The sequence below is a fragment of the Metabacillus sp. B2-18 genome, from assembly GCF_021117275.1.
Classification (GTDB): Bacteria; Bacillota; Bacilli; order Bacillales; family Bacillaceae; genus Metabacillus.
Genome location: NZ_CP088245.1, coordinates 4,368,767 through 4,392,749, shown reverse-complemented (window position 1 = coordinate 4,392,749; position 23,983 = coordinate 4,368,767). Strand labels below are relative to the sequence as shown.

The 23,983-nt window shown below is 35.6% G+C and carries 29 protein-coding genes; 23 read left to right on the top strand and 6 right to left on the bottom strand.

All coding sequences use genetic code 11. The features are described 5' to 3' along the window. Nucleotides 1–43 precede the first annotated feature (43 nt). Genes LPC09_RS22180 through LPC09_RS22155 form a run of 6 tightly spaced genes read left to right on the top strand, consistent with a single transcriptional unit; the run spans nt 44 to nt 6,846 of the window. Nucleotides 44–1,870 carry an IucA/IucC family protein gene (locus tag LPC09_RS22180; protein WP_231308320.1) on the top strand — a complete coding sequence of 609 codons (1,827 nt, stop codon included), beginning with the start codon at nt 44–46 and terminating at the stop codon, nt 1,868–1,870. Beyond that, nucleotides 1,842–3,536 (top strand): IucA/IucC family protein, encoded by a 1,695-nt coding sequence (locus LPC09_RS22175; protein WP_231308319.1) that lies wholly within the window; start codon nt 1,842–1,844, stop codon nt 3,534–3,536. The genes LPC09_RS22180 and LPC09_RS22175 overlap by 29 nt, the downstream gene beginning before the upstream one ends. Further along, nucleotides 3,533–4,765: an AMP-binding protein gene (locus LPC09_RS22170; RefSeq protein ID WP_231308318.1), complete on the top strand. Its 1,233-nt coding sequence runs from the start codon at nt 3,533–3,535 to the stop codon at nt 4,763–4,765. Before LPC09_RS22175 ends, LPC09_RS22170 begins: the two co-directional genes overlap by 4 nt. After that, on the top strand, nt 4,762–5,040 hold the full coding sequence (gene asbD / locus LPC09_RS22165) for a petrobactin biosynthesis protein AsbD (RefSeq protein WP_231308317.1): 279 nt from the start codon (nt 4,762–4,764) through the stop codon (nt 5,038–5,040). Before LPC09_RS22170 ends, asbD begins: the two co-directional genes overlap by 4 nt. Then, a complete protein-coding gene (locus LPC09_RS22160) occupies nt 5,033–6,016 on the top strand; it encodes a DUF6005 family protein (RefSeq protein ID WP_231308316.1) in 984 nt (327 codons plus the stop codon). The genes asbD and LPC09_RS22160 overlap by 8 nt, the downstream gene beginning before the upstream one ends. Beyond that, nucleotides 6,013–6,846 carry a sugar phosphate isomerase/epimerase family protein gene (locus LPC09_RS22155; RefSeq protein WP_231308315.1) on the top strand — a complete coding sequence of 278 codons (834 nt, stop codon included), beginning with the start codon at nt 6,013–6,015 and terminating at the stop codon, nt 6,844–6,846. The genes LPC09_RS22160 and LPC09_RS22155 overlap by 4 nt, the downstream gene beginning before the upstream one ends. Nucleotides 6,847–6,919: 73 nt before the next feature. Here LPC09_RS22155 and LPC09_RS27430 read toward each other — a convergent pair whose 3' ends face one another. The 3 genes from LPC09_RS27430 to LPC09_RS22145 form a co-directional block, all read right to left on the bottom strand. Further along, nucleotides 6,920–7,045, bottom strand: coding sequence for a hypothetical protein (locus tag LPC09_RS27430; protein WP_255301611.1), 126 nt, complete (start codon nt 7,043–7,045; stop codon nt 6,920–6,922). A gap of 392 nt (nt 7,046–7,437) precedes the next feature. Further along, nucleotides 7,438–7,671, bottom strand: a complete 234-nt coding sequence (locus LPC09_RS22150; RefSeq protein WP_098797129.1) for a hypothetical protein — start codon at nt 7,669–7,671, stop codon at nt 7,438–7,440. Nucleotides 7,672–7,716: 45 nt separating this feature from the next. Continuing rightward, a complete protein-coding gene (locus tag LPC09_RS22145; protein WP_098797130.1) occupies nt 7,717–7,926 on the bottom strand; it encodes a hypothetical protein in 210 nt (69 codons plus the stop codon). 146 nt (nt 7,927–8,072) lie between these two features. On the opposite strand from LPC09_RS22145, the gene LPC09_RS22140 reads away from it, so the two are divergent. From LPC09_RS22140 to LPC09_RS22115, 6 genes are all read left to right on the top strand, one after another. Further along, on the top strand, nt 8,073–8,798 hold the full coding sequence (locus LPC09_RS22140; protein ID WP_176551058.1) for a YwmB family TATA-box binding protein: 726 nt from the start codon (nt 8,073–8,075) through the stop codon (nt 8,796–8,798). Nucleotides 8,799–9,048: 250 nt separating this feature from the next. Next, nucleotides 9,049–10,032, top strand: coding sequence for an alpha/beta fold hydrolase (locus tag LPC09_RS22135; RefSeq protein WP_098797132.1), 984 nt, complete (start codon nt 9,049–9,051; stop codon nt 10,030–10,032). A gap of 154 nt (nt 10,033–10,186) precedes the next feature. After that, nucleotides 10,187–11,509, top strand: a complete 1,323-nt coding sequence (locus tag LPC09_RS22130; protein ID WP_231308314.1) for an MFS transporter — start codon at nt 10,187–10,189, stop codon at nt 11,507–11,509. Between the two features lie 12 nt (nt 11,510–11,521). Further along, a complete protein-coding gene (locus LPC09_RS22125; protein WP_231308312.1) occupies nt 11,522–11,797 on the top strand; it encodes a glutaredoxin family protein in 276 nt (91 codons plus the stop codon). A 29-nt stretch (nt 11,798–11,826) separates the two neighbouring features. Next, on the top strand, nt 11,827–12,426 hold the full coding sequence (locus tag LPC09_RS22120; RefSeq protein ID WP_231308311.1) for a short chain dehydrogenase: 600 nt from the start codon (nt 11,827–11,829) through the stop codon (nt 12,424–12,426). Nucleotides 12,427–12,459: 33 nt separating this feature from the next. After that, the gene (locus LPC09_RS22115; protein ID WP_231308309.1) at nt 12,460–13,113 is read left to right on the top strand and encodes a FusB/FusC family EF-G-binding protein; all 654 of its coding nucleotides are present in this window, start codon (nt 12,460–12,462) and stop codon (nt 13,111–13,113) included. A gap of 99 nt (nt 13,114–13,212) precedes the next feature. On the opposite strand, the gene LPC09_RS22110 is transcribed toward LPC09_RS22115, so the two are convergent. Beyond that, nucleotides 13,213–13,833, bottom strand: a complete 621-nt coding sequence (locus LPC09_RS22110) for a LysE family translocator (RefSeq protein ID WP_231308308.1) — start codon at nt 13,831–13,833, stop codon at nt 13,213–13,215. A 142-nt stretch (nt 13,834–13,975) separates the two neighbouring features. Here LPC09_RS22110 and LPC09_RS22105 point away from each other — a divergent pair, with 142 nt between their 5' ends. From LPC09_RS22105 to LPC09_RS22095, 3 genes are all read left to right on the top strand, one after another. Further along, the gene (locus LPC09_RS22105) at nt 13,976–14,521 is read left to right on the top strand and encodes a cupin domain-containing protein (protein WP_231308307.1); all 546 of its coding nucleotides are present in this window, start codon (nt 13,976–13,978) and stop codon (nt 14,519–14,521) included. Nucleotides 14,522–14,563: 42 nt separating this feature from the next. Then, nucleotides 14,564–14,704 carry a hypothetical protein gene (locus LPC09_RS22100; protein ID WP_231308306.1) on the top strand — a complete coding sequence of 47 codons (141 nt, stop codon included), beginning with the start codon at nt 14,564–14,566 and terminating at the stop codon, nt 14,702–14,704. 387 nt (nt 14,705–15,091) lie between these two features. Beyond that, entirely contained in the window at nt 15,092–15,643 is a 552-nt protein-coding gene (locus LPC09_RS22095; protein ID WP_231308304.1) for a GNAT family N-acetyltransferase, read from the top strand. A gap of 89 nt (nt 15,644–15,732) precedes the next feature. On the opposite strand, the gene LPC09_RS22090 is transcribed toward LPC09_RS22095, so the two are convergent. After that, nucleotides 15,733–15,966, bottom strand: a complete 234-nt coding sequence (locus LPC09_RS22090) for a hypothetical protein (RefSeq protein ID WP_231308303.1) — start codon at nt 15,964–15,966, stop codon at nt 15,733–15,735. A gap of 192 nt (nt 15,967–16,158) precedes the next feature. Between LPC09_RS22090 and LPC09_RS22085 the strand changes: the two genes are divergently transcribed. The 6 genes from LPC09_RS22085 (at nt 16,159) to LPC09_RS22060 (ending at nt 21,466) form a co-directional block, all read left to right on the top strand. Beyond that, the gene (locus LPC09_RS22085; protein ID WP_231308302.1) at nt 16,159–16,515 is read left to right on the top strand and encodes a hypothetical protein; all 357 of its coding nucleotides are present in this window, start codon (nt 16,159–16,161) and stop codon (nt 16,513–16,515) included. Between the two features lie 146 nt (nt 16,516–16,661). After that, a complete protein-coding gene (gene corA, locus LPC09_RS22080) occupies nt 16,662–17,666 on the top strand; it encodes a magnesium/cobalt transporter CorA (protein ID WP_231308300.1) in 1,005 nt (334 codons plus the stop codon). A gap of 277 nt (nt 17,667–17,943) precedes the next feature. Beyond that, entirely contained in the window at nt 17,944–18,813 is an 870-nt protein-coding gene (locus LPC09_RS22075) for a cation diffusion facilitator family transporter (RefSeq protein ID WP_231308299.1), read from the top strand. Between the two features lie 517 nt (nt 18,814–19,330). Further along, the gene (locus LPC09_RS22070) at nt 19,331–20,221 is read left to right on the top strand and encodes a sulfite exporter TauE/SafE family protein (RefSeq protein ID WP_098797143.1); all 891 of its coding nucleotides are present in this window, start codon (nt 19,331–19,333) and stop codon (nt 20,219–20,221) included. Between the two features lie 406 nt (nt 20,222–20,627). Further along, complete coding sequence (locus tag LPC09_RS22065) at nt 20,628–20,798, top strand: YezD family protein (RefSeq protein WP_098797144.1); 171 nt, start codon at nt 20,628–20,630, stop codon at nt 20,796–20,798. Between the two features lie 302 nt (nt 20,799–21,100). Beyond that, nucleotides 21,101–21,466, top strand: coding sequence for a Na-translocating system protein MpsC family protein (locus LPC09_RS22060; RefSeq protein WP_098797145.1), 366 nt, complete (start codon nt 21,101–21,103; stop codon nt 21,464–21,466). Nucleotides 21,467–21,840: 374 nt separating this feature from the next. Here LPC09_RS22060 and LPC09_RS22055 read toward each other — a convergent pair whose 3' ends face one another. Beyond that, a complete protein-coding gene (locus LPC09_RS22055; RefSeq protein ID WP_098795475.1) occupies nt 21,841–23,280 on the bottom strand; it encodes a DDE-type integrase/transposase/recombinase in 1,440 nt (479 codons plus the stop codon). 164 nt (nt 23,281–23,444) lie between these two features. Here LPC09_RS22055 and LPC09_RS27425 point away from each other — a divergent pair, with 164 nt between their 5' ends. Further along, nucleotides 23,445–23,567: a carbonic anhydrase gene (locus LPC09_RS27425; protein ID WP_269217402.1), complete on the top strand. Its 123-nt coding sequence runs from the start codon at nt 23,445–23,447 to the stop codon at nt 23,565–23,567. Nucleotides 23,568–23,737: 170 nt separating this feature from the next. Next, nucleotides 23,738–23,950: a hypothetical protein gene (locus LPC09_RS22050; protein WP_098797148.1), complete on the top strand. Its 213-nt coding sequence runs from the start codon at nt 23,738–23,740 to the stop codon at nt 23,948–23,950. The last annotated feature ends 33 nt before the right edge of the window (nt 23,951–23,983 follow it).

Genomic DNA, 23,983 nt, shown 5'->3' with positions numbered 1-23,983 from the left:
TTTTCAATTAGTAGGACTATAGACTCTGTGAAAGGGTGGAAATATGAACTATTCAGCTAAACAAATTGCTGAAAACGCAACGTTTCAGGCCTTTTTTAATAGCTTTATTCGAGAAGTAGACATTGGACGATGTATAAGGACGGAGGACTGGATTATAGAAAATAGGTCTTCGATCCTCCTTAATGGTCCATACATACTAGAGCTTGAACTTCCTCTGCAAGAAATCATATTAGCAATTGAAGTGAACTATCGCTCAAAGGTTGGGAGACATGTTTTAGGCACACCACTTAAGTACTGTCAAAAAGGAAAGCAGTGGTATAGAGAAGAAAAGCTCACGCTGATGATGACGTTAGTTCAAGAGCTTCACTTAATGGCAACTTCAAATCGTGATCATGATCCTGCTTCACATTATGATGAACTAATTCTCAGATTAATTGGAAGCTATCAAACAATGCAAAGATATATTGAAGCAAGATTGGAGAATTCGCATACTCTTTATTCAGCAAACAGTTCATTTATAGAAACAGAGCAATCTCTACTCTTTGGTCATTGGTTTCACCCTACACCAAAAAGCAGGCAAGGAATGTCATATTGGCAGCACAAAAGCTTTGCACCTGAATTAGCAGGAAGTTTTCAGCTACATTACTTTCAAATTGATTTCAGCATGATAAAAGAAGAATCCATTTTAACTGAGAGTGCTAGTGAGCTGCTGAAAAAAGCCTTAATAAAATCATCTCCTACTCTACACATTTCAAAAGAAGCTTGTATCGTACCGATGCATCCGCTTCAAGCACAATGGCTCTTACATCAAGATCATGTGAAAGATGCAATAAATAGGGGATTAATTAAAAATTTAGGTACATTAGGGAAAAATTATACCGCCACGTCATCACTACGAACGGTTTATCAAGATGATGAGGAGTATATGCTTAAATTTTCGATTCCCGTGAAAGTGACCAACTCATTACGAGTTAATCAACAGCATGAACTAAAAGCAGGAGTTGTAATGGCAAGGTTATGGAGGAAATTATCGTTTATTGAAACCTATCCAGCTTTTCAAATTATTGATGATCCTGGATATATAACAGTTGATTTTCCACATCAACAAAAGTCAGGGTTTGAAGTGATTATTCGGTCAAACCCCTTTCCTAAAGGAAGAGATAAAGGAATCTGCTCGATAGCAGCAATTGCACAAGATCCCTTGCTAAATCAACAATCAAGGCTTTACCAACTCATCATGAAGGTGGCAAAGCGAGATCATCGTTCAATAGAAGATGTGAGTTTGAAGTGGTTTGAAAAGTATTGGGATTGTGCAATTGACCCACTTATCCGTTTATATGATGAGCATGGAATTGCGTTAGAAGCTCATCAGCAAAACAGTGTTTTAGATGTATCAGAGGGCTATCCAAAAACGTATTTTTACCGAGATAATCAAGGCTATTATTTATCGGAAAATCATAAACAGTATCTTTGTCATATGGAGCCTTCATTACTCGAAACACCAGAGTTGTTTTATAATGATTCGTTAATACAAGAAAGATTTACCTATTATCTGGTGATGAATCAGCTTTTCTCAGTAATCTATCGATTTGGAGCTGATGGGCTGATCTCAGAAGATACTCTGCTTCAATGGTCAACAGACAAATTACACTTGTTAGAAAAAGAGCTAAAAGGACAAGGCAAACAACTTGTTCACACCTTATTACATGAAGACAAACTATCGTACAAAGCCAATTTATTAACCCGTCTTCATGATGTAGATGAACTAACAGCAAAGCTAGAGCAGGCGATTTACACAAAAGTAGACAATCCTTTCTTAACCCTTCAAAAGGAGGAACAATGTGCAAAAGTTATCTCTTATACCTACTAAAACAGCAGAAAACCGAGTGAAAAAACAATTAGTTGAAGCATTGCTTTATGAAAATCTAATTCCATTTGAAGAAGACAATGGTACCTTTCATCTACTCGGAAAATCACGTACCTATCGTTTTAGAGGAAAAAGAATAGCCTTTGATAGGGTGCGACTAGACGAAGAAAGGATCGAGGCAACTTTAGAAGAGCTAGTAGAAGCATGTATAGCAGATGGTGAGGCAAAACGGAGATTAGTTGTTGAATTAACTCAAGCGATTACCCTATGTGAGTGGAATGAAGCACATCTTTTCCATCCAATGTCGAGGAGGGACTCCAGCTATGAAGAATTAGAATCAGAAATCAGTGAAGGCCATCCGTATCATCCGTGTTTTAAGTCACGTATTGGTTTTTCAATCCAAGACCATGAACAGTATGGTCCAGAAGCAAAGCGATCGTTTCCATTAGTTTGGACGGCGGTTAAAAGAAACAAAGTAAGAATATCGATTCCCGGGGACGAAGAAGTATTTTGGAGAAAAGAGCTTGGCTCATTAATGTGGGAATATTTGCTACAGCAGCTTCATTCAATGGGAGAGAGCTTTGATACGTATACGTTTTTACCGATTCATCCTTACCAATGGAAGTCGATTCAAGAACATCTAGAAAAACTTATTAATGCCAAAGAGATTCTTTTATTAAGGGTGAAAGGAGATTACTACAGAGCCACACAATCTGTTCGTACCTTATGGAACGAATTTAGTCCTGAAAAAGCAAATATGAAGCTATCTATGAATATGGTCAACACATCTTCTAAAAGAACATTACAGCCTCATGCTGTTTGTGCAGCAGCTTATATTTCAGATTGGCTTGAAAACATCATTAAAAATGATTTCTATCTAAAAAATGAGGCAGCTCTCGTTATATTAAAGGAATATGCTGGTATCACTTTTGAATCATCAGAGCAGGAGTTAGAAGGACAGTTAGGAGCCATTTGGAGAGAAAGCATAAGGGTATATATGAACAAGGGTGATGAGGCTGTACCATTTACTGCTCTAGCCATGATCGAGCAGGATGGTCGAACTTTTATAGATGATTGGCTTACTCAATATGGAATTGAAACCTGGCTAAACCAATTCATACAAGTAAGTATTGTACCTGTCTGGCATCTTCTCATCGCACACGGAATTGCGATTGAAGCTCATGCACAAAATATGATTCTTTTACACAAAAATGGCTGGCCAACAAAAGTTGTTTTACGAGATTTCCATGATAGCTTGGAGTATGTTGAGGAGTTTTTAGTAAATAAAGATTTTGTACCAAACTTCGAAAACATACATCCTACTTTTAAAGATGCATCTCCTGATCAGTATTATTGGATGTCATCTGTGGAGGCTTTAAGAGAGCTTGTTATGGATACGTTATTTGTCTTCCATTTAACAGAGCTATCAGCACTATTTGAAAAACAATACTGCTACAAAGAGGGGGAATTTTGGCATGCAGTGGATACAGCGCTCTCACTCCACCTGGATAAATTCCCCGAGTTGATTCATCGACACAAACAGGTAGAAATAAATAAACCGTTTATATATGCTGAATCTCTTTTAAAGAAAAAGCTTAGCAAAAAGAGTGAAGGTGAATTTCGTCACCTTGTGAAAAATATGTTAGGACAAAAGGAGAATTCGCGATGATTTATGTGGATGACCATTACTATACATTGCATGATGTGGAAAAACAATATGAGTTGTTTGATTCAATCGAGCAGATTAGAGAATGTCAAAATAAAAGATTAGCTGTTTGTTTATCTGATATGTTTCAGTGGATTACACTATGCTTATATATTCGTCAAAAAGGCGGGATGGTGTTTCCAATTCATCCTTCAACACCACAACAAGGAGCGTTACGAATGGCAACTGCGGCTTCTTGCCATCTTCTATTCTATCAATCATTACATTCTATGACTGAATTATCAAGTATTGAATGGGGAGGTGAAGGTGGTCTTATCCAAATGAGTTCAGGCACAACAGGTACCCCAAAATGCATAGAACGATCATGGAGTTCAGTTGAAGAAGAGCTGACTAGCTATGTTTCCGCACTATCTCTTGATCGTTTCACCACCTCAATCGTGGCTTGTCCTGTTACTCATTCTTATGGATTAATCAGCGGCGTGCTTTCTTGTCTAAAAAGAGGAGCAGATCCTGTTATCATTACAAAAATGAATCCAAGCTATCTATTAAAAAAGCTTAATGAGCATCGCAATCATATCTTTTATGCAGCACCAACACTTTTACATACATTGAGCAGGTTAATGGGCGCGAATCAACGGTTTCACTATGTGATGACTTCAGGGACAGTGATCCCAGCTATTTGGTTAGAGTCATTAAAAAGTGTTTCAACAAAAGTGTTTCAGCAGTATGGATGCTCTGAAGCTGGATGTGTTGCCGTTCACACAAACCTGCAACAAGCTTGGGAAATGGGATATCCTCTACCACATCTTAGAGTGGAAGCTGGTGAAATGGATGCTCCGAGTGAAATCATTGTTCACACAGCCACAAACTCCGTTTCTACAAAGGATTTAGGTTATGTTAATGATGGAATTCTTTCGTTTTTAGCAAGGATGGATGACACAATTAATGTTGCTGGGTTAAATGTATACCCTCAAGAAGTGGAAAATGTTTTAATGAATGAACCCAGAGTTATCGAAGCAATTGTATTTCGAAAGCAAAACAAATTCACAGGAGAACGGGTATGTGCTCAATATGTTTCAGAGGAACCTATTGAAGAAATAGAGCTTAGAGAATGGTGCAGTAAATATCTGGCTCCACATCAAATACCGATCGAGTTCGAACGTGTTTCACAAATTGACAAACTACCAAATGGCAAGGTAAGTCGAAAAAAATTAGCGGAGACGTACATATGACAAGAGATGATATTATTCAAGCAATCTATCACATATTGAAAAATAAAATAGAGCTTCCGACGATAGCTTCCTTTCATGAAGATGCACGATTAAATGAAGATCTTTATATGGATTCCGTCATGATTTTAGAGCTGATTTTATTCATTGAGTTAGATCTAGGGATCAAAATGCCAGACGAGGCACTTTCACCAAATGATTTTAGAACAGTAGGCCACTTAGCTACTTTCTTAGAGCGTCAGCATGAAAAAGAGGTGGTGGAGATAACTCATGATTAAAGTTCATTGCTTTGTGAGCTGTATTTGTGAAGTGATTAAAAAAACAAGTGGGGTTGACCACAGGCCTTACTACTTTGGTGTATGGGATGCAGATTTTGATGTACTTGAAGATGGAACATTAACGTACCATTCAGACAGAATAGACCATGAATTTTTTCAAATATGGTATGAACTGCTTTACGGTATTAAGCTGGAAAAATGGTATGACGAGTCAAAATCTAAGCAGGAAAATATAGAAAAGATGTTAAGACTTTTGGAAGCTAAAGATCAGCATCAATATGTAATGGTTATGCTCGATTTATCACTGCTTCCAGAACGAGAAAATAAATTTCATTCAAAGCCATTTCCTCATTATGTCATGCTCGAAAAAACAGAAAATGAGGATGAGTGGTTTATGTATGATCCTGATTTTAGGTGGGAGGGCGTATTGCCGAAGGATAGAATTTTGAACGCCATCGCTGAACCAGCAGTAGAAGGAGGGTATGTTTTTCAAGCGGAAAGAATTCAGCCACCAAGTGCTGAGACTATTCAAGCGTATTTTCATACTTGCCTTAAGCTTGATATTAATCCTATTACTGAGGCTATATCTAACATTGTTAAAGTCTATACGATTGGAGAACAGAAGGAGAACCTGTCGCAGCTTTCTTCAGCATTAAAACAATTACCCGTACTAGCCATACGAAAATATGCGTATGAACATGCCTTTGCTTATTTTTGGGAGCTTCTTGAGCTGGAGGAGGAAGGCTTTGAAAGTTGGTGTGATGAAATCGAACTTCTTGTAAAGGGATATACAACAATACAATACCGGGCGATGAAGCTTGCGCTAACAAAGAACATATCACTCGTTAATGATATTAATTCAAAATTAGCCGAACAAAATGAACGAGAATGTAAGATTAAAAAGGGATTATTGCAATGCTTCGAGCAGTGGTCAAAAGAACAAACCAACAAGACAAAGAAGGTGACGCTTAAATGAAACTCTCGATCTGTACAATCTCTTTTCGACATCATCTCCATTCCCTAGATCAAATTGCACACTGGGCTCAAGCCCAATCTTTTCAAGGAATTGAGCTTTGGGGAATTCATGCAAAAAATTTAGCAGATGAACCTCATTATGGAGCTGATTGGCTGAATGCTTATGGTTTAGAAACAAGTATGCTTAGCGATTATCTACCGTTAGAAGTGAGTGAATGCGATCTACTTACAGAGACGAAGAAGCTTTCTCAATTAGCAAAGCATTGGGGAACAAAGAAGATTCGTACATTTGTCGGGAAAAAAGGTAGCGCGCAGACAACTAAAAGGGAACGAGATGAGTTGGTTGAAAAACTTCATTTAATTTGTGAATTTCTATACGCAGAAGGTCAGTCTGTCCTTGTTGAAACACATCCGAATACATTAGCAGATAACCTTGCTTCAACGATTCAGCTACTAGAAGAAACAAATCACCCAGCTCTTCGAATAAACTTTGATGTGTTACATGTATGGGAATCTGGTATAAATCCAATTGAAGCGATGAATCAGCTTGGACCGTATGTGTCTCATTTTCACTTTAAAAATATTGCCTCGCGTTCACAATTAGATGTTTTCTCTCCTAATAATGTTTATGCAGCAGCTGGCTCCAGGAAAGGAATGGTTCAATTATTTGAAGGGGCTGTTAATTATCAGGATTTTCTTGAAGAATTGATTCCAACAATGGACGTATATGCTTCGTTAGAATGGTTTGGTCCAAATGTGAAGAAAGTGCTTGAGAATGATGGGAAGCAGATTAGTGAGATGATGGAGTCTATGAAGGTGAGGAAAGAGTAGTTATTTTGAATAAGGTTGCAAAGAAAATAGCCAATCAATTGACATGAATTGATTGGCTATTTTTTTCTTTACTTTATTCAGCTGCTTGTAGTGTTTGTTCATACTTCCTTAATTCCTTTTCAACTGCAGGTACAGCTTCATAAAAGCCGGACTGATTTTTTTCCTGGGTTCTTGCCTTTAAGCGTTGAAGCATGGCCATTTGTTTATCGACTTCTAATAATAAGATTTTTTTGGGGGAGAAAAGTTCCAGATTTACTAAATATAGAGCTTAAGTAGTAGGAGGAAAATGATTTTTACTAAGAAAGACTCATTATTAGAGGAGATGATCATATGTTTTTAGCTAAATGTGCTTACAAATTAGCTGGTAGGATTTGTTTATCTTCGATTATTTAAATTTATCTTCGATTTTGCCCTACTTATCTTCGATTCGCTAGATTTCGACAATCCGAAGCATTACACCCCTGTGATTGTTCTTTCACTACTAATCGGTCATTGGGAAGGTTGTTGCTGCGTTAAGAAATGAGTATGGTGGACAGGCTGTGGAAAAGAAGTGAAAAAGAAAGAAGAAGCTGCCTACTGGGGCAACTCCTTCTATGAAGGATTATTTGGGACAAAATTTGTTTGAGGACTTAATTCTCCTTCAATCATTGTATCGTTTGTATCGGTTTGTAATAAAGGTACAGACTGATATGGACTATATTTTATTTGAACCATATGAACCCAATTAAAAAATTCTCTTTTACGATGATAGCCTGCTGTTGGATTAAAAAATGTGACCGGGTTGCCGTAGGGAATGACAGCCGGTAGTAATAGTGTTACAAACATTTAATATTCACCCTATTTATACATATTAGTAATCTATTGTTTCCTTTAACACGACCTTTTTCTTATTAATCGATAGATTACATACAGAAGTAGAAAAGACATAATCATCACAACTGATATTGTGGTGCCAATCTTACCAAAGACCTCTAATGCTGGAATTTCGGAGTGAAGTTGCTCAGATGGGATTAACCATGCTCCAGCTGAAAGCAAAAAAATGACAAAGATCGGTATTAGGTTTTTTAGCAGCATTGACACTCAACATCCCCTTATTAAGCTTTTTTATATGGTATGACCATCGTGATATTTAGTTCCAGCCTTTTTTATTTTTCCTCAATTAGTATTTTAATAGGTATATATCTATAAAAAAGGGTCAATGCTTTCTCATGAGGGGAGAGAGAGCAATGATCAAACAAATTGGACTAATATTAAGTTGTCTTATTACTATTATTTTTTATTCTATTCATTCTGTAGAAGGAAGTAATAGAGAATATAAATTAGAAGAAATGATCGAAATCGCAGAAAAAAATCAGATAAGCATCACTTCATGGCAAGGATACTTGAAAGCAGATCTAGGTACTGCGAATAGCGATAAAGAAGTAAATAAAATAGTGAGAAATACAAAAGCCAAGTTTCCTTTTATACACGAATGGATTACACATGAACCGGAAAACCATCATGTTACTGTTGAGGCAAAAATAGATAAACAGGTAACTAGCCAACTTTATAAAATACAAATTTATATCACTGAAAGCAATGAAGGTTTTCAAATGTTTTTAACATTACAATTCAAAGATAAATCTTTAGATGGTGAGGAACTTCATCAACTCTTGGATAATATGAATCTGAAGATGGACAAAGAGTATTATACAATTAATGGATATCTTGAGGGGAAACCCGACTTGGAGAAAATAACAACAAACCTTATGGATGGTTTTGGAGCAGATTATATTGAGGGTGTTAAAGAAGAAGGGTTTCAATCAATATCCGGTTTCACGTCAAAATGGGAAGAAAGCATCCCAGCCAAGAATAACAAGAAAGTGAATTTGCAAATGGGATTACGCTATAGCCCCGATCAAGAGCGGACAAATGTGACAATTGGGACACCGATTATTATTACGGAATATTAATAGTGAAAAAGGCCAAGCACTTAGTTTGTATCTGACTAAGCTGCTTGGCCTTTTTTACAGGTCTAGACATTATTGTGGTTTTTCTAGTTACTGGAATATTTTTGTTGATTTTTACAAAAGAAGTATTATAATAATCAATGTACTAACGTTCGTTAGTTGTTGTTAAACTTACTTTGAATTGCTTAATTAGGTAAATGACTCGTTATTATAAAGAAATGTGTGGAACTAGATTACTAGGAGATGTGAAGCTATGAAAGTGAAGAAAAAGTCTACATTTTGGAAAAGAACGAGAAATATTTTGATCGTCTTACTATCATTCTTTTTGATATGGATTGCATATCATCAAACTATGACGAAATTTGAGCAAAAAAAATACCCTGCAATTGGGCAATACGTTGAGGTAGATGGAAAGAAAATGCATGTATATTCAAAGGGAAAAGGTGAACATACTGTTGTTCTTTTAAGTGGGTTAGGTACGACAGCCCCTGCCTTAGATTTCGAACCGTTGATGAATGAATTAGCAAAACATCATAAAGTTGTTGTCATTGAGCCCTTTGGTTATGGCTGGAGTGAGTTTACAAAGAAGGAACGAACAGTAGAGAACATAACAGAGGAAATGAGAACAGCTCTTAAGGAAAGCAATATTGATGGACCTTATATCTTCATGCCTCATTCTGTTTCAGGAATTTATAGTATGTATTACGTTAATCAATATCCAGATGAAGTGGAAGCCATTATTGGTATTGATAGCACCTTACCAATGGCAACAGAATACTTTCAAGAATCTACACCAGATTTGCCAGGATATCTGAAATTTGTTGCTCCGACGGGAATCGCAAGAGCTGCTGTAAATGTGATTTCAAATAACTTTCTACCTATCGCAGATGAAGGAACTTATTCTGAACAGAATTTAATGATGACGAAGAAGCTTTCTGCTTGGAAGGCTTACAATTCGAATGTGATCGAAGAAGCACAAGAGTTAAGCAATAATATTAAGAAAACAAAGAATTTGGTATTTCCTCCAAATATGCCTATTATGATGTTCACGACGAAAGAAGACAAGGTGAATGAAGAAGGAAAATCAAATGTGACCTTTTATCAAGATCAATTGCAAAATCAAAGTACAAGTGAACTTATCACCTTAGATGGACATCATTATTTGCATTGGACAAAATCTCAGGAAATGAGTAAACAAATTAATGAGTTTATTGAGAGTCAATTGGAAGGTGAATAGAGGTTGTTCAAAAACCGTTCTTAGTTAGGGTTTCATTAAGTGAAATAATAAAATTAGAAAAAATAGTAAATCGTTACTTTACATACAGTAGGGGGGTATGGTATAAAATAAATATAGAAATTATTTCCTTGTTAGATATTGGAGGTTAAAAGTTATGGAAGCATTATTGGAAAACAAATTACAAACACAAAGTAAACAAAAATCTCTTGTGTTAAGTATTTTTCTTACAGGTATCTTTATGGGGGCTTTAGATCATGGAATTGTCGGACCCGCGTTAAGCTCAATTGTTCGTACTTTTGGTATTAATACTTCATGGGGGGTATGGAGTTTCACCATTTATACTTTACTGTTTGCTGTTAGTATACCCCTAATGGGTAAATTTTCGGACCGATTCGGCAGAAAGCAAGTTTTCATGACTGGTATTTTGTTATTTGGATTAGGTTCTTTATTTTCAGCCGTTGCTCCTAACTTCTTAACCTTTTTAATAGGAAGGAGTATTCAGGCGATAGGTACAGGGGGTATCTTTCCAATCACTGCTGCTTACATTACTGTAAGTTATCCAGCAGAAGAGCGTGCAAAAGCAATGGGATGGATTGGGGTAGTATTTGGTTTTGGCAGTATTATGGGTCCTATTGTTGGAGGATATATTATTCAACATTTCGCATGGCAATGGATTTTCTTCATCAATGTTCCAATTTCTATTCTAGTAATTTTATTAATGAGTACGATGAAATTACCGCAAACAATTAGTAAAAAACCAATTGATTATCTAGGTATTATCTTACTAACAGGTATGATTCTTTCCATTATGCTGGGGATTACATTAAAAAATATCACAATGCTAATGATCGGATTACTAATCGTTCCATTGTTCATTAAAACAGAAAAGCAATCACAAGATCCTATTATTAAACTAGGTTATTTCAAATCAAGATATGTGTTAGTGGTTTTATTCTTATCACTAATGTCCGGCTTCATCATGGCATCAACAATGAATTTATTACCACTATATATAGAAACAAACTTTGAGGTAACGAAGGCACAATCATCCTATGGGGTGGCTCCACTTGCTGTAGCTTCTATGATTGCCTCACTGATAGGCGGGTATTTGGTTTCAAAATGGGGAGCTAAACATGTATTGTTTTTAGGATTTGCGATTACATTAATCGGCTCACTTTCTTTTATCTTTCCTGTTAATTATCTCTTACTCCTTATTTCTGCTGCTATAGCAGGGTTTGGAATTGGAATTATTATTGGTGCACCATTAAATATTCTTATTATACAGGGCACATCAATTCAAGAAGCAGGTTCAGCAGTTGGATTGTTAAGTTTATTTAGATCATTAGGCTCAACAGTTGGACCAACAATTGCAGGGATCATTTTGTCATCAATTGCTAGCGGCTTCTCCTATGTATTTGCTGTGTTGATGATTGTTTCAAGCATAGCATTGCTGTTGTTTATAAATTTAAAAAAGTGAGGGGTGTTTACATTGAAACAACGATACATTCTTGAGCTGTATACTCGACCAACCTGCTCTGACTGCCAAGAAGCGAAAAAGTATCTTCAAGAAAATGAAATACCCTATATCGATAAAGATGTAAGTAAGAATTCTAGTTTGGAAAAAGAGCTTATACAATTATCGGGAACAAGGATTGTACCAACTTTTGCTTTCTATAAGAAGGGATTTCTTGGATCTAAAAAGTTGGTTAAAAATATCATTGGATTTGAGATGAATAAACAAGAGATTTCTACCTATTTAGAATAATGACTAAAAATACTTTAGGAGGTAACCCTATGAAAATAGTATTAATTGGTGCTAATGGAACAATTGGTCGTGCAGTCCGACAAGAGTTAGAACAACGTCATGAAGTAGTGTCAGCAGGAAGAAGAGAATCAGATATCTTTGTGGATATCACTTCTCCAGATAGTATAAGGGACATGTACCTATCTGTAGGTGAGGTTGACGCAGTTATTAGTGCCACGGGTGAAACCTATTTTGGTCCCTTAAAGGAATTAACACCACAGACCAATGATTTATCCATTAATAGTAAATTAAAAGGTCAAGTGAATCTCGTTCTAATAGGACAGCATTTTATTAAGGATAGTGGTAGCTTTACGTTAACCACCGGCATTATCATGGAAGATCCTATAATTGGAGGTACTTCGGCAGCAATGGTAGGCGGAGCTATAAAAAGTTTCGTAGAATCAGCTGCAATCGAATTACCAAGGGGAATTAGAATCAATAATGTTAGTCCAAATGTGTTAGTGGAGTCAATCGATAAGTATGGCCCATATTTTCAGGGTTTTGATCCTGTTCCAGGAAGTAAAGTCGCAAAAGCATATGTGAAAAGTGTAGAAGGTGCTCAAACCGGAAAGACCTATCGGGTTTACTAATGGTACTAGTCAAAACAAGGTGTGGAGGATTACATGAAGCCTTTTATAAAAAGCTACCAATATAATGTTATTAAGTCAGATGTAATAGGGTTAGTTCATGTTCATGAATCTGGTTGCAGCATGGATGTTTTAGATAGTATTAAGCAAATGATGAGGGAAAGAATTTATCATTTATTTCCTAACTTAGATCAAAATAAGAAAGCTTTATTTGATCCAATTTTTTATCTTAATGATAAAAAGGAGGCATTGGTTTATTTGCTTAGGTTGAAGATTTATGTTATTCCATTTAGGAAGATTTCTGAGCCATTATTTAGCACGCTGTTTGATAACGAAAAAAGTGTCAAACTTCCTTCCATAGAAAATATAGATTTAAGAGACATTAGTTATTTTAAGTGGCAAGATCCTGGTGTAAACAAGCAATTTATCATTGCTACAATGGATAATGAGTTAGTAGGTATAAAAGGAATATTTACAAGGGCGAATAAAGGAATTTGTGAAGTTTGCAATCGTTATGAACAAATAGGTGTTTTTACAATTGAAACAGAAACCTCAACTAAGCAAAGTCATTATATGTGCCAAGATAACATGAAATGTAATCAGTATCTAACCTCTTTAGATTCACTTCACAGAATAATCACATCACACACTGATGAGAAAAAAACCACTATGACTCTCGTAAATTCTTAAGCTTTATCTAAAGAAACAGATAGTTCGTATAATCCCTAAGGGGAAAATAGATCATCTAATCCTTACATTTTGAGGGTCTTACGTATTTGTAAGGCCCTATTAGTGATTTTTATCCAACGCAAGCTTTAAACCAAATCCGATTAAAACCAGACCTGTAGCCCTATCCATGATTATTTGTACTTTCGGAGACAACAGCCATTCACGTAAATAGTTAATGAAAAATACATAAATGAAAAACCAAGAAATTGATAGCAGTGTATAAATAACTCCCATAATGATTAGTTGCTGTGTGGCGTTTTCACCTGTTTGAATAAATTGTGGTAAAAATGTTAGAAAAAACATAGCAACCTTAGGATTGAGTACATTTGATATGAGACCTTGCTTAAATGCGGACTTTTTCATTTGGGCATCTTGTTGATTTTCAGCAGCAGGATCTTTTTTCTTTCTTGAAATAAAAGAAGAAATCCCGAGATATATCAGGTAAAAGGCACCCACATATTTTAAAATTTCAAAGGCAACAGCTGACTGAAGCAAAATAGCTGAAAGACCAAAGGCAGCTGCAAATGTGTGAACGAAAGATCCAGTTGTAATTCCTAAAGCCATGCTAAATCCATCTTTTCTACCGTCTGAAATCGTTCTTTTTGTAATAAGGGCAGTGTCAATACCTGGACTCATTACCACAAATAAAGAAAGAACCAAAAACGTTAAGAAATCATTCATTTTCTCCACTCCTAACTCGACCTGTAAAATTTAGTAAGGTAAAATAGAATTTAACAATTGTTAAATTCAGTTTAACACAATATATTCAATTTGATTTAAAATAGTTAAATTATATTTAATTATTTTGCTAAGGGGGATGATGATGGAAAATATAGATATTGGAAAAAAAGTTGAGAAGTTTAGAAAAGCAAAAGGGTTTAGCAGCAGAGAGTTAGCAAAAATAGCTGAAATAACACCCTCCATGTTAAGTCAAATTGAAAGAGGATTAGCTAATCCATCAATCCAGACATTAAAGGTATTAGCAAAGGCTCTTGATGTTCCGACATTTAGCTTTTTACTTGAAGAAACAAAAACAGAGGATTTAGTTGTAAGATCCCATTCACGTAAAAAAATGGTTGTTGAAAACCTATCGTATGAGCTAGTGTCACCTGATTTTACAGGCACATTGGCAACGGCCATTATGACAGTCCCTCCTAACACCTCTTCGTCTGAAAAGCTTTTAGAGCATAAAGGAGAAGAAGTGGCTATTGTAATAGAAGGGAAAATAAAAGTGTTTTTAGATCGTGAAGAATACAGATTAGAAACTGGTGATAGCGTCAAAATTCCAGCATATATGAAGCATAAATGGGAAAATAGCTTTACTGAAAAAGCTGTTATTCTATTTTCAGTAACACCACCAGCTTTTTAATTTTTATATAAAAAAGAACAGTGAACAAAGAGGAGGAAGAACATGGGATTATTTAAAAAGTTATTTGGTATAGAAGAAGCTAAATCAACACCTAAAAGTGATGCTAAGGAAGATTTAACGTTAGTCACAGTTTACAGAGAGTTTGATGATGAGGATCATGACGAGTTAAACAAGCATTATTAGTATGAAGATGATTTATGGCAGTTCAATAATGTCGGAGAGTCTCAAGCATTCTCAAGAGACATTGCTCTTGAAGAAGGAATTCCCTTATATTATCTAACAGATTTTCCTTGCTTCTTTGTTTACGATTATAGAAGTGGCAAGTTGGATTATTCAACTCCTTTATATATGGCAAAGGATAAGCAAAGTATGCTGGAATTTTTGAAAGACTACTAATTTTAATTCTATGAGGAGATGATTTACTACTTGTTAGCGGTGAGAAAATAGTAGAGTTTTGTAGAATCGAAGATAAGATGCCTAAAATCGAAGATAAAGTACCGAGAATCGAAGATAAACTGATTCAAGCAGTCCTTGTAAGTAAGTACCTATATAAAAAAGGAGATTAATCGGATGAATACAATGAAATTAAACCTGTTTCGTGGAGAAAAACTAAAGCTGGCTCTGCCATTAGAAGAAGACTTTGAAACAATGGAGAAGTGGGGAGAAGATGCTGAGTATCTTCGCAATGTTGATACTGAAATCGCACTTCCTAAAAATAAGGAGCAGTTAGCAGAAGAAGGAAAATCGAGCCACACTGAAATATTCTTCACTTTAAAAACGATTCAAGACAATAGATTAATAGGGTTGATTTGTATTCACTCAATTGAATGGAATAACAGAACCGGACTTTTAGCGATAGGCATCGGAGACTCAACTAATAGAGGGAAAGGATATGGAACAGAGGCACTACAATTGATTCTTCGCTATGCGTTTCATGAAGCCAATTTAGATCGAGTTGGTCTTGAGGTGATTGAGTATAATATCGGCGGTTTAAAAGCATATGAACGAGTAGGGTTTCAATTAGAAGGAAGAAAAAGATCGGCTGTTTATAGAGATGGAAAAAGGTACGACGTTTTAGTTATGGGAATTTTAAGGAATGAGTGGGAGAGTCATTTAATTTAATGGAGAAAGAACCAACTTCAGCTAAGAATATAAGGTCCCATGAAAAGCATGCAGAGAACTGATACTGTTTCTGCATGCTTTTATCATGATTAATTATTTTCCTCAGACGGTTCCTCATCCAAGTCGGGTTCTTCTTCATCCATTCCAGGAGCTTCGTTACCTTCTTCAGATGGTTCCTCATCTAAATCTGGTTCCTCTTCATCCATTCCAGGTGTTTCGACCTCAGGTGGTGCAGGGTCTTGTTCTTCTGCTGTGTTACAGCCAAACAAAAATCCTAATGAAAGAAAAATCGTCAGTAATGACATTAGTCGTTTTGTATTCATAACCATCCTCCTTTGCTTAGTAATTATATGTTTTGGTGAAAACTCAAAATTATACAGGTTTCTGTAAAAAACTTAAGGTTAATTTAAGGTTTGTCATATATAGTAAATTTTGGTAGGAAGCTTAATGAAGACTACTTGAAAAGTACGTGATACTCAGATGAGGAGTAAACGATGGGAGGGCATATGAGCACGATGACTATTAATATAGACACGATTACAATAAACTCTTCGCGCTATGAATCGCTATATAAACAGTACATACGATTAATTAATTCATTTGAAAAAGGTTATAACGAAAGGGAATTAGAGATCATTGAGGAGTTTATCGTATTTTTATCAACTCATACTAGAATGAGAAAAATTGAAAGAGTGGGAAAAAATCAGTTGGTTTTGTTTGCCAAATATCGAATAAAAAATAACGAAGAACATACAACTGAAAGCATATTAAGAGAGGTAGTTAGAACATTAACTGCTTTAAAAAGATTACATCGTTTAAATTTGGATGTTTCATTAAGAAATTACCAATTCTGGAGAGAGGTTCTTAGCTAATGGAGGACGTCTCTCTTTTTTAATAACTACAACAATGATGAGATCTTTACTTTCGTAAATAAAAAACAAAATAATCCATCATACTAGTAAGGAAAGAGCGTTGAGTTGAAATCGGTTAAAACTTTTTTGAGAAAGGATCCACACTCATGAAAACAACTAGGAGTAAGGATGAACCCGATTTATTATATTATTGCAATAAAAATCATACAAGTGAAATAGTAAATGAATTTTTTATCCCTGAGAAAAATGATGATACACTGTGGGTTCATATTACTCCTTCTACTAAAGGTGAGTTAAAAAAAATCATTGAATCATTAAATATACATACTCTTGCAGCAGAAGCTATTGCTACTTTCAGTGATTCACCAAGAATGGATGTATATAGCTATCACACATATATTTCAACATTCATTATAAAAGAAGATTACTCTAATGTTAGAATTAGTATCTTATTAGGAGGTAATTATGTCATAACCCATGAAGAAGAAAATGACTTGCAATTTTTTTCTACTATACTAGAGGATTTTCAAGACCATCCGCAGCACATGAGCAGTCCAGGGCACATCCTGTATCATATATTAGACCATGTTAGTGAGTATTACCTGCAAGCAGTTGATGCTATTGCAGATGAAATACAGGAGCTTGAAAAATCTGTTTTCAAATATCCGTTTGCTAATGAAATAGGTCATGAAGTGTATAATTGGAAAGGGAAAATTCATTCTTTAAGACAAGTTGTTGAAGCTCAAGAGTCTGTTATAAACGATATTGGAGAATCAGATTCCAAATATATTAATGAAGATTCAGCGATATACCTAAAGACTCTAGGCAAAAATTTTGAACGAGTTGTCAGTGCATTTGATACATTTATTGAAACTTTAACAGGTATCTTTGATTTACAAATGTCTCTTAAATCCGATCATATGAATTCTATTATGAAAACTCTAACATTAGTTAGTGTTATTTTTATTCCCATGACATTCATTGCTGGTTTATATGGAATGAATTTTGAAAATATGCCTGAATTAACATGGAATTTTGGTTATGGATTAGCCCTTGTTGTTATGTTTGGGATAGGCATTAGTATTGCTTTATTTTTTAGGAGTAAGGGATGGTGGGGGAAGCGGCCATCACAAGATAAAAGAAATAAATGACTAAGATTAGCTATGTAATTCTTAGCAAGGTACTTATTAGGTATACACTCTAATAAGTACCTTGCTAATTTTTATTTTAAAATTTTTGATTTACAAGATTTAATATGGTAGACGAACCTTCATTCAACCTTAAAATAGTGTTTTCTCAATCCACCTAAATTTCCTCCACTCAACATTCTTTCACCCTTCATATTTATATAAAAGCATGCAAAAAGGTTGCTCTAGACCCACCCGACTTGTTGTTGCTATGATATGAAAGGCGATAAGGAGGTTTGTGATGGAAGAAGAAAAGTATCGGAACCTAAAACTTGGCGAACGTGGTGCTATTATTAGCATCGTTGCATATATATGTTTATCACTTTTAAAGCTTGTTGTTGGCTACATAAGTAACTCGGATGCACTGAAAGCAGATGGATTAAACAATTCAACGGATGTAATTGCATCCATTGCTGTACTCATTGGTCTAAAGCTTTCACAACGACCTCCTGATGAGGATCATGGTTATGGGCACTGGAAAAGTGAGACAATTGCATCGCTGCTGGCTTCCTTTATTATGATGGCAGTAGGATTGCAAGTATTGTTTGATGGAATTGTATCAATATTTGATGGGGAAAAAGAATCACCAGGTATTATTGCTGCATATGTAGGGGTGTTTTCTGCACTCGTGATGTATTTTGTGTATCGTTATAACAAAAAATTAGCTGAAAACATTAAGAGTAGTGCTGTGATGGCTGCAGCAAAGGACAATTTATCAGATGCCTGGGTTAGTATCGGGGCGGCCATTGGAATCATTGGTTCTCAACTCAATATGCCGTGGTTAGACACAGTCACTGCCATTATTGTTGGCATAATAATATGTAAAACAGCCTGGGACATTTTCAGGCAATCTTCACATGAACTTTCAGACGGATTTGATCAAGATAAATTACGCTTGTATCAGGAAGTTATTTTAAAGGTAGATGGTGTTAAGGGTATTAAGCAAATTAAGGGGAGAAATTACGGAAACAATGAAGTGATTGATGTTGTGATTCTTGTAAATTCTTCATTAAATATCACAAAGGCTCATGATATTGCGACAATGGTTGAAAAAATGATGACTATTGAATATGGTGTGCATGATGTTCATATACATGTTGAACCGAATTAATGGGAAGCTGTTCTTCGAGTGGAAGAGTGGCTTTTTTTATGTAAGTTGGGATTTAGCGGATAAATATTTGGAATCGTCAAATATAAGATGGAAATGATCAAATGAAATGAGTAAATAAACCTTAATTGAACATAAAAAGGAGTGTATTTGGATACACTCGCTCGATTGTTTACATGCTGCGATGAAGACTGTCAGCATAGCACTTTCACCAAATGATAGTACGAATAACATCTGCACTACATGTTCTCTCAAAAGCTCCTTTCATCTTCTTATGACATATGAACAAATAGCGGTGCTATAGTTACAGCAGCATATTTGTTTGAGATAAAAAAATGACAAAAAGATTTTAATTACTAGTTGACGGGTAGGAATAATATGAATTATAATCAGCTTAATCAAAAAATGAAATAAAAAAGCCGATCGGACCACCGAAGGCATAACTCTTATTCTGCTGTTTCATGTAGAGGAGTTATGCCTTTTTTATTATCATTTTTTATCATGAAAGAGGTGTTTATTGATGAAAAAGTTACTTGTTTTCGCAATTATTGGTTTTCTTGCACAATTGATTGATGGTGCCTTAGGAATGGCCTATGGTGTCACATCCACAACGCTTTTACTAACATTCGGGATTGCACCAGCAGTTGCTTCAGCATCTGTTCATCTGGCTGAAGTTGTGACAACAGCAGCCTCCGGGGCATCACATATCAAGTTTGGTAATGTGGATAAGCAGACGGTGTATCGACTGATTATTCCAGGTTCGATTGGCGCTTTTTTAGGTGCTACCTTCTTAAGTAATTTACCTGGTGATCTAGCAAAACCTTATATCTCTTTATTTCTTCTTTTGTTAGGGGTTTATGTTCTTATCCGATTTCTATTTAAGTTTCGTCAAACAGAAGAGAAAAAGGGTATTGAGCTTAGTCGAAAACAATCCATTCCTTTAGGCTTAATCGCAGGTTTTGCCGACGCAACGGGTGGAGGTGGCTGGGGTCCTATTGCGACGCCTGTCTTATTATCAAAAAAAGGAATGAGTCCACGTAAAGTTGTGGGAACGGTTGATACAAGTGAGTTTGCAATTGCAGTATCTGCTACACTAGGATTTCTAATTTCTCTTGGGTGGGAAGAGGTTAACTGGCTATGGGTAGGTGCTCTAATGATTGGTGGTATTATCGCTGCTCCGATTGCGGCATGGTTAGTCCAAAAAGTTCATGCACAATTAATGGGCGTTTTAGTTGGCGGATTTATTATTCTTGTGAACTCCAGAACACTACTAAATTCCTGGGTTGAAAATACAGGTTTTTATCCTTATATCTATGTTGGGATTGCCCTTGTCTGGGTGGTAGCTATTTTCTATACAATTTCTAAAATAAGAATTTATAAAAATGTCAATCAAGCAGAAATCAATTCATAAAAAGCTGACTAGTAAACTGTAGGCTCTCGAAACAGTAATTTCAGAGAAAAAAGTTTTTCTAGCTATAGATGTTTTGATGATGACTCGTTAACAAAGGCTTCTATTCTTAATATTCATCCTTTGATTATTAAGATTTGGAAGCCTTTTCCTTTTTAAGAAAAAGTAGTTTTAGTTGAGGTGGAGTAAGCTAAATCTTTTTCAAAATAGTTCGGTATGATTAAAAACGGACTCGTCTTATAATAAAACTTATTCTTAGAAAGTGTGAAAAAATTTAGTGAAAATCCTTCCAAAAATGTAGTTGATTTAATGAAAGAAACATAATATATTATAAAAAAAATAGATAAAACACATCGAATTACTTGGTTTTTGGTGGGTGGATTTAGTTTACTGAATGGAGAGGATCTTGTTGTCTACAAAAAATAAAATTGATAAAGAGGTAATCGATAAAATTGTCAGCTTCTTGGAAAGTATGGAATATGGTACTGTTCAAATTACAGTACATGACTCTCAAGTGACTCAAATTGAAAAAGGGGAAAAATACAGATTTGCTTTAAAAAAAAATGAAGAAAAGGACTGAAAATAAAAGGAGGCTAAGCATGTAATCGTTAGTGGAGTATTAATTTAAAATCAGTTTTTAAAATAAATGTTGACATTCCAAATAAGAATCGGTAAATTTAGATTAAATTTAATAACCGATAGATTTTACTTGATCTAAATGATAAATAGTTTTTAGCACATTATTAATACGTTTTATTGATAATCTGAAAAAGACGAAGATAATTAATTTAGATACGAGGTGAAGATAAATCGGTATATTTCTTAACAAGATGACGATGTTAGGAAGTATACCGATTTTTTTATTAGGGAGAAGGTGGGAACATGAAGTCAAAGGGAATAATCGAGTCTGAAATAAGTAAGGCGTTAACACAGTGGGAAAAGGATTTTCTAGGACGTGGTTCCGTTTCTGTGAAAACAGATATCTTACGGGACATGATTATTGTGAATTTAAGAGGAGTGTTGGCACCGGCCGAGCTCATCCTTTGTAAAACAAAGGAAGGAATGCAATCGATTAAGAGAACCCGTTCCGATTTAGTGGAGTCAGGAATTGAAACATTAGGAGAAATCATTTTTACTATTACTGGAGAAAAAATAAGAAGCTTCCACACAGATATTAGCACAGTAACAGGTGAACGAGTGATGCTGTTTAAGCTAAATCGCAATCTTGAGGAAACGTTTGAGAAATAAATAGAGGGAGACAACCAAAAAAGCTTGTAGCTTAGTTGAAAGTAAACCGGCAAATTTAAGATGAAATGGGTCATACCATTACTTCTTAAGTTGTCGGTTTTTTTATTGGAATGACGAAGGTAGTGTCAAAAGATTTATGAAAACTACCTAAAGGGTTAGCTTCTCTCCTATTTACTGGATGGAGATGCGCCGCAATCTCTCTTGACAAACACGCCAATGGTTTGTGGATTGTTTAACAAGGGCGAAGGGAACAAAAGAAGGCATACCAAATAAGCCCTTGGTTGTTTCCATTTTAAACCATTGGCAAGTTCGGTTTGTCAAGAGTTCGCTCCGCCGATTGCTGAATTAGCTTAAGGGCTCAGCTAAACAAAAAGTTAGGCTTGTCTTTGTTCTACTATCCATTGTTGTGCTAATCCAATGAGCTTTGTCCAACGTGCTGGCATTGTTGGAAGCCCCTTGAGTTCTGGATTCACTACGGGCACTTTTCCTTCTAAGGCGGCATGCGGACGCAAAAAGTTAAAGTAGGCCGTAAATAAGGTGACGTATGAAATGGAACCATGTTCAGAGCCGAATCCATGAGTGGAGCGATAATTGCCCTTAAAGGTGCGGTTAAGTCTCTCAATTATTTGTTTCATTGGTCTATATTCGGTTGAAACAGGGTCCTCATTGGTTAATCCAATGACCTGCTTCACATCGAATAAAATCTCATGTTGAGCGAAGAAATGTTGGGCTAAAAGATAGATTGGATTCCCGTCTACCACAAAGGTCAGATTTTCTGGAATCTCTTTCATCTTGATTAAGACCTCATCAATTGCTCGAATGGCTGTTGCTGTGTCTCGATTAGGCGACACCGGATACGAAAGAATAATCTTTTTCACGGCGTCAAAAAAGAAAAATAAATAATGCCATCGACCGTTTACTCTGATATACGTTTCATCACCGCAGAATTGGTCTGAAAGTTCATAGGGATAGTGATCCACATAAGGTTTAAGTAATAAAGCTACGCTATTTTCGTAGTTCAATACAGTCTGATGTGAAATCATCACTCCGTGTACGTCCTGCATAATCGCAGCTGTTTTACGGGCCGAAAGGCCATAGTTTACATGATAGGTTAGGATCAATCCTAATGTATGTGGGGATGCATAAATCTTTGATAAGTCCACGGCCGGCAGTTCTGGTGATTCCTTAGATAACGGCTGGAAATCGATATAAAACTGACGGAAAATGTATCTCAATTTAAATGCTTGAGGGTCCTTTTTGAACCTTTTCTTTTCTTTTGAAGTCATCCCATTGAGCTTCTTTTGATAATAAGAACAGTCATTGTTCTTGCACTTAAACACGTGAAAATCTTTTCTTTCTTTTATTTTCTCGAGAGTCTTGGAACAATGAGGACACTTCAGGATGGCCTCCTTAGAGTAACGGTTCTTTTCACTGAAAAGTTCTGTACACACCTTGCATTGATACTGACCTTTATCTCCATTGTTGGCATAAAGATAATCCGATGGAGCACCACACTTTGGACAGTTCATGGCTTTAGGTACGGAAACTTTTGCATTCTTACGCCTTTGAACAGGTTTGAGAGCTTTCCCGTTCTTCTCTAGATATTCACTAAGAAGAACTCGATAATCAAGCTGTTCTAGAACTTCAATGACCGGAAGGTCATCCACTTGAAGTTTTCGATAAGGTTTATTTACGGGCTGTTCAGTAGGTTTATCGAACATGCTTTTACCAATCAATAAAGTAAGCAATGTTCGAATGAGTTGTTCTTGATAGTTTATAAAAGTTAATAAATAGGTTATAATTTGAGGGTACAAATTGTCACTTCCATTCTTGGTTGTTGGGTGTGTGGTAACCTCAATTATCCAAAGAATTTAGGGGGTGGCAATTTTTTTGCCTATAAAGCCCTCTATGGAGATATTTTATAACCTATTTCTTATAGAAGTTTTGACAATACGAGTGGTTAACAGGGGAGAACAATATGGAAACGATCATTAAGAAAAATATGAATCTGGTTCAAATGCATCCCCTTATTCCAAAATCAATCGCAGTTCATGGTATTGTTGTGGATACGAAGACAAATCATATTGAAATGGTTTCTTAGACTAGGAAAAGGTAAAGGGTGATAAACCGTTGCGAGGTCATTGCCCTTTACCTTTTCATTACTCATAAAAGCTCATTTCATAAAGGTTTTAAAATAAAAAATAAATCTCTTGAATTAACACCATTCTTCGCTCATAATGAGAAAGGAATTTTTTCTATAGGGTGAAGTGGATGGGACCAGAACTAAGTTCAATTAATAATAACGAATTATCTTGTATTTATTTAAAATATAAAAAACAATTAAAAGTACATAAGAGTAGAGGATCTTTTTATGATCTGAATAGAGTGATTGAAATTAAAAAATTCCTATCTTTAGTGAAATGGGAAATGAAAAACCGCGGCATGAATCATAAAGAGATTAAGAAGAAGCAAAAAGTGTTGTAATACGAATTTTAAGAGTAAAAAGAGATCATCGTC

Excerpts from the sequence above, each read along its gene's own strand:
- LPC09_RS22140 (WP_176551058.1), top strand. The coding sequence starts at position 8,073 with ATGATCAAACAAATTGGACTAATATTAAGTTGTCTTATTACTATTATT.
- LPC09_RS22180 (WP_231308320.1), top strand. The coding sequence starts at position 44 with ATGAACTATTCAGCTAAACAAATTGCTGAAAACGCAACGTTTCAGGCC.
- LPC09_RS22150 (WP_098797129.1), bottom strand. The coding sequence starts at position 7,671 with ATGTTTGTAACACTATTACTACCGGCTGTCATTCCCTACGGCAACCCG.
- LPC09_RS27425 (WP_269217402.1), top strand. The coding sequence starts at position 23,445 with ATGGAAACGATCATTAAGAAAAATATGAATCTGGTTCAAATGCATCCC.
- LPC09_RS22105 (WP_231308307.1), top strand. The coding sequence starts at position 13,976 with ATGGAAAATATAGATATTGGAAAAAAAGTTGAGAAGTTTAGAAAAGCA.
- LPC09_RS22135 (WP_098797132.1), top strand. The coding sequence starts at position 9,049 with ATGAAAGTGAAGAAAAAGTCTACATTTTGGAAAAGAACGAGAAATATT.
- LPC09_RS22090 (WP_231308303.1), bottom strand. The coding sequence starts at position 15,966 with ATGAATACAAAACGACTAATGTCATTACTGACGATTTTTCTTTCATTA.
- LPC09_RS22095 (WP_231308304.1), top strand. The coding sequence starts at position 15,092 with ATGAATACAATGAAATTAAACCTGTTTCGTGGAGAAAAACTAAAGCTG.
- LPC09_RS22130 (WP_231308314.1), top strand. The coding sequence starts at position 10,187 with ATGGAAGCATTATTGGAAAACAAATTACAAACACAAAGTAAACAAAAA.
- LPC09_RS22120 (WP_231308311.1), top strand. The coding sequence starts at position 11,827 with ATGAAAATAGTATTAATTGGTGCTAATGGAACAATTGGTCGTGCAGTC.
- LPC09_RS22155 (WP_231308315.1), top strand. The coding sequence starts at position 6,013 with ATGAAACTCTCGATCTGTACAATCTCTTTTCGACATCATCTCCATTCC.
- LPC09_RS22160 (WP_231308316.1), top strand. The coding sequence starts at position 5,033 with ATGATTAAAGTTCATTGCTTTGTGAGCTGTATTTGTGAAGTGATTAAA.
- LPC09_RS22075 (WP_231308299.1), top strand. The coding sequence starts at position 17,944 with ATGGAAGAAGAAAAGTATCGGAACCTAAAACTTGGCGAACGTGGTGCT.
- LPC09_RS22115 (WP_231308309.1), top strand. The coding sequence starts at position 12,460 with ATGAAGCCTTTTATAAAAAGCTACCAATATAATGTTATTAAGTCAGAT.
- LPC09_RS22170 (WP_231308318.1), top strand. The coding sequence starts at position 3,533 with ATGATTTATGTGGATGACCATTACTATACATTGCATGATGTGGAAAAA.
- LPC09_RS22060 (WP_098797145.1), top strand. The coding sequence starts at position 21,101 with ATGAAGTCAAAGGGAATAATCGAGTCTGAAATAAGTAAGGCGTTAACA.
- LPC09_RS22110 (WP_231308308.1), bottom strand. The coding sequence starts at position 13,833 with ATGAATGATTTCTTAACGTTTTTGGTTCTTTCTTTATTTGTGGTAATG.
- LPC09_RS27430 (WP_255301611.1), bottom strand. The coding sequence starts at position 7,045 with ATGGCCATGCTTCAACGCTTAAAGGCAAGAACCCAGGAAAAAAATCAG.
- LPC09_RS22085 (WP_231308302.1), top strand. The coding sequence starts at position 16,159 with ATGACTATTAATATAGACACGATTACAATAAACTCTTCGCGCTATGAA.
- corA (WP_231308300.1), top strand. The coding sequence starts at position 16,662 with ATGAAAACAACTAGGAGTAAGGATGAACCCGATTTATTATATTATTGC.
- asbD (WP_231308317.1), top strand. The coding sequence starts at position 4,762 with ATGACAAGAGATGATATTATTCAAGCAATCTATCACATATTGAAAAAT.
- LPC09_RS22050 (WP_098797148.1), top strand. The coding sequence starts at position 23,738 with ATGGGACCAGAACTAAGTTCAATTAATAATAACGAATTATCTTGTATT.
- LPC09_RS22100 (WP_231308306.1), top strand. The coding sequence starts at position 14,564 with ATGGGATTATTTAAAAAGTTATTTGGTATAGAAGAAGCTAAATCAACA.
- LPC09_RS22070 (WP_098797143.1), top strand. The coding sequence starts at position 19,331 with ATGAAAAAGTTACTTGTTTTCGCAATTATTGGTTTTCTTGCACAATTG.